This window comes from Lachnospiraceae bacterium oral taxon 096 (assembly GCA_018141845.1).
Taxonomy (GTDB): Bacteria; Bacillota; Clostridia; order Lachnospirales; family Lachnospiraceae; genus F0428.
Genome location: CP073340.1, coordinates 245,588 through 257,701 on the forward strand (window position 1 = coordinate 245,588; position 12,114 = coordinate 257,701).

Sequence of the window (12,114 nt, forward strand, 5' to 3'; positions counted from 1 at the left end):
ATCCCCCAAACAAATTTAAAATCAAATTATAAAATAGCCTCAATTTGCTTTTCTACATCAGCCATATCATGTGTTGGCTCAAAGCGAGCAACCACATCACCACTCTTATTTACTAAAAACTTTGTGAAGTTCCACTTGATATCCGACTTTTTTGCATAATCTGGGTCAGCCTCAGAGAGCATCTTCTCCAAGATCTCAGTGAGCTGATGATTCTTGTCAAATCCTCCAAATCCCTTCGCAGCCTTTAATGTCTTAAAGAGCTCTGTCTCATTCTCTCCATTGACATCAATTTTAGCAAATTGTGGGAAGGTAACACCAAATCTTGAACTACAAAACTTTGCAATCTCCTCATTGGTTCCTGGTGCCTGATGACCAAATTGGTCACATGGGAAATCTAAAATCTCTAATCCCTTGTCCTTTAATTTCTCGTACATCTCCTGCAAAAGTGCATACTGTGGTGTAAATCCACATTCTGTTGCTGTATTTACAATTAAGAGTGTCTTTCCCTTATATTGATTTAATGACACATCATTTCCCTTTGCGTCCTTTACTGTAATATCAAAAATATTCATCTTACTTTCTCCTCTTTCTTTCTAGCCAATATACTCACAAGCTGCAAGAGCTGCAATTGCTCCATCGGATGCTGCTGTCGCAAGCTGTCTTACTTTCTTTGTTCTACAGTCTCCAGCAGTAAAAATTCCTTTTGTCTTTGTCTTACAATCTTCCTTGGCTTCAATGTATCCGCCCTTGTCTAAATCCACAACATTAATAAACTCACTATTTTCTGGCATCTGTCCAATGGCAACAAACAAGCCCATCACATCAAGAACTCGCTTTTCGTGGGTATTTTTGTCCTCCACTTCCACGCCATCGACACCATCCTCGCCAATTAATCTTGTAATATTAGCATTCAACACAAACTCAACATTTGGCTTTTCCTTTAATGTCTGTAGAAGCTTTTCCTCACCCCTAAAGGCATCTCTTCTGTGAATGAGATAGACTTTTCTACAATAATTTGTCAAAAAGATAGCATCTTCCAATGCTGTATTTCCGCCACCGGCAACAGCAACATCTTTTCCCCTGTAAAACATTCCATCACAGGTTGCACAATAGGAAATACCAGCACCAATCCACTCCTTCTCATGCTCCAGCCCAAGTGGTCGATTCTTTGCTCCTGTAGCTAAAATAACTGCTTTTGCCTGATAATCTTCCTTTGCAGTATGAACGATTTTTTCCTCTCCATTCACTTCAATGCTATTAACTTTTTCGTATACAACCTCTGCTCCAAGGCTCTTGGCCTGTTCATAGAGATTATTTGCAAATTCAAATCCAGATATCTTCTTAATTCCTGGATAATTTTCAACCTCTGGTGTATTGACAATCTGTCCACCATGTGTGGTTGCCTCCAAAACAATGACACTTTTTCCTGCTCTCACTGCGTAGATTGCTGCGGAAAGCCCTGCTGTTCCAGCACCTACAATGACAATATCATACTTTTTTGCCATCTACTCTCCTAACCCTGAACCAACTTTAAAATCTCATCCTTTGGAATCACACCAATGGACTTATTCACTACTTCACCATTTTTAAATACCATCAGTGTAGGAATGGTTCTCACCTTGAATTGACTAGCTAACTCTGGTTGTTCATCCACATTGATTTTTCCAACCTTAAATCCCTCTGCCTCAGTCGCAATCTCATCAATCACTGGTAAAAGCATTTGACAAGGACCACACCATGACGCCCAAAAATCAACCAATACAGGAACCTCTGACTTTACAACTTCCTGCTCAAAATTTTCTAATGTAATTGTTAATTCTGCCATATCTATTCTCCTTCTCCCTATTAACGGGTACGCATTTATATCACCCACTTTTAGATTTTACACAATTTAATTTTATTTGTCAATACTCTAAAAATAAAAAATGTACTTAAATTTTTTCAAGAAAAACTTCAATGGTTCCCCCGCAGACCATTCCCTCTTCTTCAGCATCTTCACCCGTCATATCCACAAAAAATCTGCAAGGTGCCATATCCACCTGCAACATTCTTTGTGCCTTTCGAATAATTTCAGACTCTGCACAACCACCACCAATAGTTCCAACACATTTTCCATCGCTAGCAATCAACATCTTTGTTCCGATTGCCCTTGGTGCAGAACCCTTTCTTGAGATAATGGTGGCCATCACCATCTTTTCTCTCTGCCCATCCAATGTTTTCTGGATTTCTCTTGTATATCCACTCTGTGGCATTTGGCTCTTTACCTGAATAATCTGTGCAAGAATAGAAATGGCAATCTCCGCGGGAGTCTCACCGCCAATGTCAAGTCCAATTGGCGTATACATTTTTTCAATCACCTCTTTGGGTGCTCCATTTTCTATCGCAATCTGCTTGACTAATTTCCCCCTTCTCTTGCTACCAATCATTCCAATATAGGCATGGGGCTTTTTGGCAATCGCCTCCAAACATTCTAGGTCATAGCGATGTCCTCTTGTGACAATGACAAAAAAGGTAGCATCATCCCCAGAAATTCTTTCCAGCGCGGTCAAAAAGTCCTCACAATAGACCTCATCTGCCCCCCTCTCTCTTGCATTTTGTGCAAAGAAAGGGCGATCATCTATGGCCGTAACCTCAAAGCCAATTTCCTTGGCCATGGAAATCACAGGCATCGAAACATGACCACAGCCACAGACAACCATTTTCTTATCTTTTTCCACTCGCTCACAAAAGACATCCTGTTCTCCGATTTTCATCAGCCCTGTCTTTGTAATTTCCTTAATTTTATCTATGTTTTCAACAAGCAACTGGCTTTTTGGACTTTGATAGAGAATTTTTTCCTGTCCATAAAAAACTTTCTCTCCCCTATTTTCTCCTGATATCACCGTAGCTACCACTTTCAATTGATCAAACATTCATTTCCTCCATACTTTTGTCCAACTGGTGAAAAAATCTCAAGACAAAAGGAATTGAACCTATGCAAGAGAGTACATCTGCAATTGGCTGTGCAATTTGCACACCTACAAAGCCAAGAAACCTTGGCAAAATGACAATGAGTGGAAGAAACATAATTCCACTTCGAAAAAGCGACATCATTGCTGCTATAAATCGCTTTCCACAGCTTTGGAAGAGCATACTCGCATTTAACACAAAGGATTGTGTCAACAAAGAAATACATTGTACACGCATGGCCAAAAATCCAAATTCAACCACTTCTTGATCGTCTCGAAACAGGCGGATCAATGGTCTTGTAAATGCAAAAGTCACTGCTGAGAATATTCCAATTAAAATTGTTCCCAACCAGAAAGTAAAGATCATTCCCTGCTTGACTCGATCATAGCGTCTTGCCCCAAAATTATAGGCCGCAACAGGCTGATATCCCTGACCAAGTCCAAGTCCCACGGAAAAAATAAACATACTCATTCGACCAACAATACTCATCGCTGCAATGGCTGCATCACCATAAGGCGCAGCCATTTGGTTTAATACCATTGTTGAAATGCTTGATAGTCCCTGACGAATCAGACTTGGAAATCCGATGGTAGAAATATCTACCATCATCCCAATGGACAATTTCACAAATCGAAGGCAGACCTTGGAAACTGTCTTTTTTGTTTTTACCATATAGAGCAAAATTCCAAAGCTAATGATTTGCGAAACAGCTGTCGATATTCCCGCTCCCAATGTGCCCAAATGAAAATCAAACATAAAAATCGGATCCCCAATCATGTTTAAAATTCCACCCACTGTCAAACCGACCATAGCATAGATGGCCTTTCCCTCATAGCGCAAGATATTGTTGAGTACACAGCTCCCTGTCATAAATGGTGCTGCAATTAAGATACACATTCCATATTGCCTTGCATAGGGCAATATGGTGTCTGTACTTCCCAACAATCTCATAAATGGATTAAGAAAAAGAAGTCCAAATCCACCAATGAGCAGCCCCATAATGAGGGCCATCGCCAACCCTGTAGAAGCATAGTAACTGGCACTTTCGATATCTTTTTCGCCAAGTTTTCTTGACATACTGCTGCCAGCTCCCTGACCACACATAAAACCAAAAGCTTGTAAGACAGCCATAACCCCAAAAACAATGCCAACAGCTCCACTCGCACTCGTATTCAATCTTCCTACAAAGTAGGTGTCAGCCATATTATAGATATTGGTAATCAACATACTCACAATCGTCGGAATGCCCAGCGAAATAATTAATTTTTCTATGGGTGTCTTGGTCATTTTGTCATATTGACTTGAAACTGTCCTATCCATCACGATCCCTTCGCTTTCTACCAATGTTAAGTTCTAGGAAAGATAACTCTTAATAAATGCAATAAATGCATCCATCTCTTTATCTGTTCCAATAGAAATACGCAAATACTCACTGAGCCTTTCTTTATTAAAGTAGCGAACAAAGATTCCTGCTTCCTTTAATTTCTCAAATAAATCCTTCGCATTTGTTCCCTCTCTTTTTGCAAAGATAAAGTTGGTCTTTGAATCTGCAAATTCAAAACCTAATTCCTTCAACGCCTGCTTGGTTCTCTCCCTTGTCGCAATGACCTTATTTACTGTTTCTTCAAAATACTTTCTATCCTCAATCGCTGCTTTTCCAAGCACAATCGCTGGTAAATTCATCGTATAGGAATTGTAGGAATATTTGACATCTTGCATGGCCTGAATCAATCTTGCCTCTCCAATTGCAAATCCCACACGCATTCCCGCCAGAGATCTTGACTTTGAAAGTGTCTGCACAACCAATAGATTTTCATATTTCTTTGTCAGTGCAATCGCTGATTCACCCCCAAAGTCCACATAAGCTTCATCGACAATCACCACCGACTCTTGATTTTTCTTTACAATCTCCTCCACTTCAGAAAGTGGCATCAATACTCCTGTCGGTGCATTGGGATTGGCAATGACAATTCCCCCATTTTTTTCAAAATAATCTTCCTTGACTAAACAAAAGTTTTCATCCAATGGCTTTGTCTGATAAGAAATATCAAATAAATCTGCCCATACATCATAAAACGAATAGGTGATATCAGGGAAAAAAATAGGTAACTCGCTATGAAAGAAGGTCAAAAAGGCCATTCCCAAGACATCATCACTTCCCACGCCAACAAAGACATTTTCGCTTTTCACGCCATAGTTGTGGGCAATCGCCTCAACAAGTGCAGATATGGTTGGATCAGGATACTTTCTCAATGCATCGATATCCAGGTTTTTCAATGCACTCACTACCCCCGGTGCTGGGGGATAGGGATTTTCATTTGTATTTAATTTAATCACATCTTTTCTCTTTGGCTGTTCTCCAGGGGTATACGGTGTCACCCTCTTTATATATTTTTCCCAAGCTCTTTCCACTATAGTCCACACTCCTTTGCTACTTTTTTAAATGCCTCCATTGAACGCTCAATCATTTGCTGCGACACACAGTAGGCAATGCGCACAAATCCCGGACAAGCAAAAGATGTTCCAGGTACAACTAAAATATGATGCCTTTTGCATACCTCGCAAAATAACTTGTCGTCTCCTTGTGGCACACGCACAAACATATAAAATGCTCCCTCTGGCTTTACACAAAAAAATCCAAGTGCACTCAAACCATCGTACAATAATTTGCGATTTCGATCATAAAAATCGACATCCACCTTGGCATCTAAACATCTTCCAATCACTCTCTGCATCAATGACGGTGCATTGACACTGCCCATACACCGATTGGCAATGGTTGCCGCATTGACAAATTCATCAAAATCAGGAATACGATCAGGAATAAGCAACCAACCAATGCGCTCTCCAGGAAGCGAGAGGGATTTTGAATAGGAATAGACCACCACTGCATGAGGAATGATCTCTGGAACCCAAGGCACTACCGCCCCGTCATAGGCTAATTCTCGGTATGGCTCATCGGAAATTGTCACAATGGTAATGCCCAATTCCTTTTCCTTTTTTTCAATCACACGCTTAAGCCTTTGTAAAGTTTCTTCCGAGTAAATCACACCACTTGGATTATTTGGCGTATTGATGATAATGGCCTTGGTCCTCTCATTGATTTTTTCTTCAAGCACAGCAAGATCGGGCATAAATGTCTCTACATCTGGTGGAATAACCACTAATTTTCCATCGTAATTTCTCACATAATTTCCATACTCCACAAAATATGGGGCAAAGGCAATGACTTCATCTTCTGGATTGAGGATTGTCTTTAACACAATATTCAATGCTGTTGCTGCACCAACTGTCATAATAAAATTTTTTGCCCCATAGCTTGTGCCAAATCTTTTGTTGATGGAATCTGCCAAAGCCTTTCTGACATCCTCATAACCTGCATTGCTCATATACCCATGAACAAATACAGAATCTTCTTCATTTAAAATATCAAAAATTGCCTTTTTCACCTGTGCAGGTGCAGGAAGATTGGGATTACCAAGGCTAAAATCATATACCTTCTCCTTGCCATATAATTTTTCTAATCGCTTTCCTTCCTCAAACATTGCACGAATGGCCGAATTGTTATTGACTAACGGTTTCATCTTTTCGGATATCATTGCTTTCACCTCTTTTTTTCACTTTCATAAATTGATATAAAATTGCAGTCACAATAAAATAAAACCAAGTAGCAGGATTGGAAAACCAAGTAGTAAAAAAAGAAAGTCCCATATAGAGCATCAATTGCACATAGAATAGAATGCTAATGGGATTTTGATTGTCTCTCACCCGCCCCTCAATAAAACTGGTAAAACATCCCAGCACTGCTCCAAAGAGCATGACACCCAAAAGTCCAAAATCATAGTAAGCATCATAAATGATGGTGAGTGTTGTCAACTCTGGTTTATTGACATAGAGTGGAAAATGGACAAGCCAAGGACATAAAAACTTTAGTCCTGTCAAGCCCCATACTGGAAAAAGCATTCGAATTCCATAGCTATGGGCTGGCAAACTCTTGACCAACACATCAAAATTGTCATAGTTATTTGCAATATAAATATAGGGTTGGCTGATAAAAATTGGCCATGACCGTTTCATCTCAAATATGCTATTGAGATAGGCCACATTGTGGCTTCTGGCAATGGTCAAAATAATATAAATTGGCAGAAGAATCAAAAATCCAACCAACATGACCCTCGAATGACCACTCTTCTTTTTAATCACCACAACAAAAATGGCAGCCATAATCGCAAAGATAAATTGTGACCTTGACACACAAAGAATGGGAATGCATAGGGCAATACCCATACAAAGGACAACGCTTAGCTGATATTTCTTTGGATAATCAAAAAAATATAACATCCCCATTGCAGGAACTAACACACAGCTCACTGTAAAATAATGTACTCCTGAAATATGAAATATAGAATAGGCATGAGGCACACCCACAAGAAAAAAAGGAATAAATCCAAGTACTACAGCCTCAACAATGAATCCCAAAAGTGAAAATGCGGTTACCAAAATAATGCCGATTACCCATTTCTTTTCTCTATCTTCCACTAAAACCAATTTCTCTTTTTTTCTCTTTTTTCTATGTCCATTTTCCCAATAAAAAGCATACCAAAAACAGACAAAAACCAAAAAGAAAGCAAGCCAAGTCTTTATTGACCAATCGACTTGAAGTTTTGACAGCTTGAGTGCGGACAATCCCTCTCCTCCCACAAAACTTAAAGCAAAGAGCCCTCGCAGGTTGAGCATCCTTCCCACTCTCGTCCACTCCTTACAAAATAAAAATATTGCTGTAATAATGAGAAGAAACCCGGATAGCTCATATAGTGCCATCCGGGAGCAAATCAAACTTACAGCATAGGCAAGTACATAAATTAGCATACTTTCTCCATATACTCTCTAACTTCTTTCTCTGTTGTAAATTTCATTACTTCTTTTTCAATCTTCTCAAGATCTGCAATACTAGAATTTGTCACAAGCTTTCTACTCTTTAAGATAGAAGATGCACTCATCGAAAATTCATCTAAGCCCCAAACAAGAAGAAGTGGAATGAGCAGTGGATCTGCCGCAGCCTCACCACACATACCAACCATAATTCCTGCCTCCTTAGCACTTGTAATAACCCTCTTTAAGCTGCGCAAAACTGCTGGGTTGAGTGGGGAGTAGAGATACGAAACCTTGGCATTTCCACGATCTACGCACATGGTATACTGCGTCAGATCATTGGTTCCAATACTAAAGAAATCCACTTCTTTAGCAAATACATCGGCCATAATAGAAGAAGCCGCCGTCTCTATCATAATACCTACTTGAATGTCTTTGTTGTAAGCAATATTTTCTCTGTCTAAATCTTCCATAATTTCTCTGATCAATGCCTTCGCCTCTCGAATTTCATCGACGCAAGTAATGAGCGGAATCATAATGCGAATATCTCCAAACGCTGATGCACGAAGAAGTGCACGAAGCTGTGGTCTGTAGAGGTCTTCTTTTCTGTCAAGGCAAAGACGAATGGCTCTGTAGCCCAAGAATGGATTTTCATCTTGTTCAATGCCAAGATATGGAATTTCCTTGTCGCCACCAATGTCCAATGTTCGAATAATAACTGGCTTGTCCTTCATTAAGGTTGCCACCTTCTTATAGGCCTCAAATTGCTCCTCTTCTGTTGGGGCATTATCTCTATCCATAAATAAAAACTCTGTTCTAAACAGTCCCACACCCTCAGCATCATACTCAAGTGCACGCTGTGCATCCTCTGGCTTTCCAATATTGGCAACAATCTCTACTTTTCTGCCATCCTTTGTCACTGAAGGCTTGCCCTTATAATTTTCAAGTTCCTTCTTTTCTAAAAGATAGGCTTCCTTCTTCTTCTCATATTCTGCAAGTGTGTCGGCATCAGGACGAATCACCACTTCTCCCTTGTCACCATCAAAGCAAACAGTATCACCATCATGAATATTCTCTAAAAGCCCACTAATGGCAACAACGGCAGGAATTTCCAATGCTCTTGACAAAATTGCACTGTGAGAAGTTCTTCCACCCAACTCAGTTACAATACCATAAACTGTCTGTGGATTTAATCCCGCAGTCATCGAAGGAGTCAGATCCTCTGCAACTAAAATGCTTCCCTCTGGCAGTCTTGCCACATCGACATCAGCCATTCCAAGCAATCCCTTCAAAATGCGCACCTTTAAGTCCTTCATATCGGTTGCACGCTGCTGCATCAATTCGTCATCCATTGACGCAAACATTCCTGCATACATATCATATACACTGTCAACAGCAAACTCTGCATTTACCAATTCATTTTGAATTTTTTGCTTAATCTCTTCAGAAAGCATTGGATCTGAAAGCAAAAGTACATGGCCATTTAAAATCTCTGCTTCCTTTCCTCCAACCTTATTTGCAAGTGACTCGGCCATCTCCATCGTTGCCTCTGTTATTTTTGCAAGGACATCTTCAAATCTCTTGACTTCCTTATCCTTGTCTGAAATACTTACCTGCACAACTTCTGGCTTTTCGTCTCTTACAACTACCGCCTTTCCAATACCAATTCCCGATGATGCTCCTGTTCCTCTCATAATCTACTCCCTTTCTCCGAAGCCGCTTTCGATGAGGCGGACAATCCCATTCATTGCCTCCACCTCATCACTGCCGTTGCATTCTATTTCTATCTCATCGCCTTCTTTTACACAGGCGCCAAGAACACTCAAAACACTCTTTGCATTGGCTCTGGTATCACCAATACTAAAGTGTATCTTTGCGGTATATCGCAATGCTTCCTTACACAAATCCCCAGCTGGTCTCAAATGCAAACCACTTGGATTAGTCACTTTCACTTTCTGTCTTATCATCTATCTTCCTCCTACTCTTGCCCTGTGTCTCTGCAGACGACTCCTCTAAAGATTCTTCTCTTGTTGTAGCCTTGGCTGTTGTAGTCTTGGCTGTTGTGACTTCTGTTGACTTTTCACTTGTCTGAGTCTCACTTGTCTGCGTCACACTTGGCGTCTGTGTGTGCACCTCTGTGCTCGTCGCTCTTTCTCTCACTGTCGATTCGCTCTCACTTCTCTCACTCGTTCGTACTTCACTAGATGAAGTTTGATTGGTGCTCACTTCAATTGTAAATGGTGTATAACTTTCTACACGATAGCCTGATGGCAGTGAAAATTGAAGCTTTCCTGCATTGCTACCCACTTCCATTCCTGACAAATCTATACTTGCATGCAAATTTTCTGGTGTAATCTCCTCGCCACCACTGACGAAGACTTGAATTTTCTCTGGAGACATTTGATAGTGATATCCCCTTATCGCTCCATTTTGTGCAATATTTTCTAATGCCAAAGTCAATGTCTTTTTTTGTACTGGCTCAACACGAAGTGTCACATTGACCAAATCACTGCCCTTGAGTTGAAGCCCTACAGGAATATACTCGCTAAGTCGAAGTGTCACCGTTTTCGACTGTGTCAACCCCGAAATATTGAGTGCTGATGCAGGAATATCAATACTCTTTATCCCCTGTGCATTATTTCCTGACAATGTCACAGAACGAATGGCACTTTCTGCACCAACAAACTTATAACCAGCAGCTACATTTCCTTCAACATTAAAGTGTAAGGGCACTTCATTGACTGACAATACCTGTGCCTGATAAGAAACCTTATTAAAATCAAGTGTCATATTGGTTGTATCAACACTGACCTTATTTCCATTGGCATCATAAAATACTGGAGTGGCACTTCCCTCAATATCTTGATTCACTCCCTCTGTGTTAATCTCAATACCCACAGAACTAATTTTTCCAATTTCTGATACTGGACCACTCACATAGATGTGATCAGGCTTGATGGTGATATCCCCGATGGTGTAATTTTCTTGAGGATCTCCTACCGTCTTGACTTGCAAATCAAATTTCTTCTTTTGCTTGTCCTCAACCTTTACTCGAACTGTGCCAGGTTTCGTCTCCGATATTCCCAAAATCCAAGGATTTTTTGTCGTGTTCTCCACCTGTACCTTGACTGATCCTGTCACATCATAGAGTTTTGATAAGTCAACCACTGCTTTAAAATCATTGGCACTGACCATTCGCTCGCTCTTTAAGGCAACTTCATAGTACACTTGCACATTCTTATTGCCATCAATCTCATAAATTTTATCTGCATCGGAGATAAGTTCCTCATTGATGACTTCCAATGGGACAGAAACACTTCGAACCACCGTTGGATTTGAAATATTGACAATGGCCAGCCAAATAATAAAGGCCAAAAGCAGAGAAATTAGCTTTAATGTCCAATTAGTGGTCAGACTTTTGATTAGACGTTTTTTCATCCTTTGTCCTTCCCTTCCACAATCCAAACTTGTGTGTCTCCTCCTGTGTTGTTCGAAGCTCACCTAAAATCTTACGCAAAATATCTGGATCATCTACTCTTGTCAACTTTCCTCCCTGTGCAACACTCACACGCCCAGTCTCCTCAGAGACAACTAGGGTGAGTGAATCAGTTACTTCACTCACTCCAATGGCTGCTCGATGCCTTGTTCCTAAATCCTTACTGATGGTCATATTCTCAGATAGTGGAAGATAGCAAGTTGCTGCAGTAATAATATTTCCTCGAATGACAATGGCTCCATCATGTAATGGCGTATTGTGTTCAAAAATATTAATAAGCAATTGACTGGTTACCTTTGCCCCAATTTCAATTCCTGTTCGTTCAATATTTTCGAGAGAATTATGTCTTTCAATAACCATCAAAGCTCCTGTCTTTGCTTTTCCAAGTAAATAGCAAGCTTTAACTAGTTCTTCCACTGTCTTCTCACTAAAGCCCTGTTCATTTGAGCCACTGTTTGGCAAAAAGTTAAAAATCAAATTTTTGCTGCCCAATTGTTCCAAAGCCCTTCGAAGCTCTGGATGAAAGATAATGATAAGTGCAGTTACCGCAATACCAGCAAACTCCTTAATAATCCAGAGGATGACACTAAAATGCAATATTGCTGCTACTGCTGTAAACACCAAAATAATAATCAATCCACGCAACAGCAACCATGCCTTTGTATCTTTAATCCACACCAAAATCTCATACACAATGACGGCAATGATGAGCATTTCAATGCCATTAAATATGGTAATCCTAGGCAGGAGTCCTATCCACGAATTTAATAAATGCAATATCCTTCCCATTGATATAC

12 protein-coding genes are annotated in these 12,114 nt (G+C 40.2%); all 12 read right to left on the reverse strand.

Translation table 11 applies throughout. From position 1 onward, the window contains the following. Positions 1–26: 26 nt before the first annotated feature. The gene (locus J5A74_01170; protein ID QUI96003.1) at positions 27–572 is read right to left on the reverse strand and encodes a glutathione peroxidase; all 546 of its coding nucleotides are present in this window, start codon (positions 570–572) and stop codon (positions 27–29) included. Between the two features lie 21 nt (positions 573–593). Then, on the reverse strand, positions 594–1,505 hold the full coding sequence (gene trxB, locus J5A74_01175; protein QUI96004.1) for a thioredoxin-disulfide reductase: 912 nt from the start codon (positions 1,503–1,505) through the stop codon (positions 594–596). An 8-nt stretch (positions 1,506–1,513) separates the two neighbouring features. After that, positions 1,514–1,825 (reverse strand): thioredoxin, encoded by a 312-nt coding sequence (gene trxA / locus J5A74_01180; protein ID QUI96005.1) that lies wholly within the window; start codon positions 1,823–1,825, stop codon positions 1,514–1,516. Between the two features lie 106 nt (positions 1,826–1,931). Then, positions 1,932–2,912, reverse strand: coding sequence for an XdhC family protein (locus J5A74_01185; protein QUI96006.1), 981 nt, complete (start codon positions 2,910–2,912; stop codon positions 1,932–1,934). Then, positions 2,905–4,269, reverse strand: coding sequence for an MATE family efflux transporter (locus J5A74_01190; GenBank protein ID QUI96007.1), 1,365 nt, complete (start codon positions 4,267–4,269; stop codon positions 2,905–2,907). Before J5A74_01190 ends, J5A74_01185 begins: the two co-directional genes overlap by 8 nt. Before the next feature lie 33 nt (positions 4,270–4,302). Beyond that, complete coding sequence (locus J5A74_01195) at positions 4,303–5,361, reverse strand: histidinol-phosphate transaminase (protein QUI96008.1); 1,059 nt, start codon at positions 5,359–5,361, stop codon at positions 4,303–4,305. Then, positions 5,361–6,548 (reverse strand): pyridoxal phosphate-dependent aminotransferase, encoded by a 1,188-nt coding sequence (locus tag J5A74_01200; GenBank protein QUI96009.1) that lies wholly within the window; start codon positions 6,546–6,548, stop codon positions 5,361–5,363. The genes J5A74_01195 and J5A74_01200 overlap by 1 nt, the downstream gene beginning before the upstream one ends. Next, on the reverse strand, positions 6,514–7,818 hold the full coding sequence (locus J5A74_01205) for an oligosaccharide repeat unit polymerase (protein QUI96010.1): 1,305 nt from the start codon (positions 7,816–7,818) through the stop codon (positions 6,514–6,516). The genes J5A74_01200 and J5A74_01205 overlap by 35 nt, the downstream gene beginning before the upstream one ends. After that, complete coding sequence (ptsP, locus tag J5A74_01210) at positions 7,812–9,518, reverse strand: phosphoenolpyruvate--protein phosphotransferase (protein ID QUI96775.1); 1,707 nt, start codon at positions 9,516–9,518, stop codon at positions 7,812–7,814. Before ptsP ends, J5A74_01205 begins: the two co-directional genes overlap by 7 nt. After that, entirely contained in the window at positions 9,519–9,788 is a 270-nt protein-coding gene (locus J5A74_01215) for an HPr family phosphocarrier protein (GenBank protein QUI96011.1), read from the reverse strand. Then, positions 9,760–11,259: a hypothetical protein gene (locus tag J5A74_01220; GenBank protein ID QUI96012.1), complete on the reverse strand. Its 1,500-nt coding sequence runs from the start codon at positions 11,257–11,259 to the stop codon at positions 9,760–9,762. The genes J5A74_01215 and J5A74_01220 overlap by 29 nt, the downstream gene beginning before the upstream one ends. Then, a complete protein-coding gene (gene cdaA, locus J5A74_01225; GenBank protein ID QUI96013.1) occupies positions 11,225–12,106 on the reverse strand; it encodes a diadenylate cyclase CdaA in 882 nt (293 codons plus the stop codon). Before cdaA ends, J5A74_01220 begins: the two co-directional genes overlap by 35 nt. Between the last annotated feature and the right edge of the window lie 8 nt (positions 12,107–12,114).

What these genes read in the sequence shown, in the direction of transcription:
- J5A74_01170 (QUI96003.1), bottom strand. Translation starts at nt 572, where the DNA reads ATGAATATTTTTGATATTACAGTAAAGGACGCAAAGGGAAATGATGTG.
- trxB (QUI96004.1), bottom strand. Translation starts at nt 1,505, where the DNA reads ATGGCAAAAAAGTATGATATTGTCATTGTAGGTGCTGGAACAGCAGGG.
- trxA (QUI96005.1), bottom strand. Translation starts at nt 1,825, where the DNA reads ATGGCAGAATTAACAATTACATTAGAAAATTTTGAGCAGGAAGTTGTA.
- J5A74_01185 (QUI96006.1), bottom strand. Translation starts at nt 2,912, where the DNA reads ATGTTTGATCAATTGAAAGTGGTAGCTACGGTGATATCAGGAGAAAAT.
- J5A74_01190 (QUI96007.1), bottom strand. Translation starts at nt 4,269, where the DNA reads ATGGATAGGACAGTTTCAAGTCAATATGACAAAATGACCAAGACACCC.
- J5A74_01200 (QUI96009.1), bottom strand. Translation starts at nt 6,548, where the DNA reads ATGATATCCGAAAAGATGAAACCGTTAGTCAATAACAATTCGGCCATT.
- J5A74_01205 (QUI96010.1), bottom strand. Translation starts at nt 7,818, where the DNA reads ATGCTAATTTATGTACTTGCCTATGCTGTAAGTTTGATTTGCTCCCGG.
- J5A74_01215 (QUI96011.1), bottom strand. Translation starts at nt 9,788, where the DNA reads ATGATAAGACAGAAAGTGAAAGTGACTAATCCAAGTGGTTTGCATTTG.
- J5A74_01220 (QUI96012.1), bottom strand. Translation starts at nt 11,259, where the DNA reads ATGAAAAAACGTCTAATCAAAAGTCTGACCACTAATTGGACATTAAAG.
- cdaA (QUI96013.1), bottom strand. Translation starts at nt 12,106, where the DNA reads ATGGGAAGGATATTGCATTTATTAAATTCGTGGATAGGACTCCTGCCT.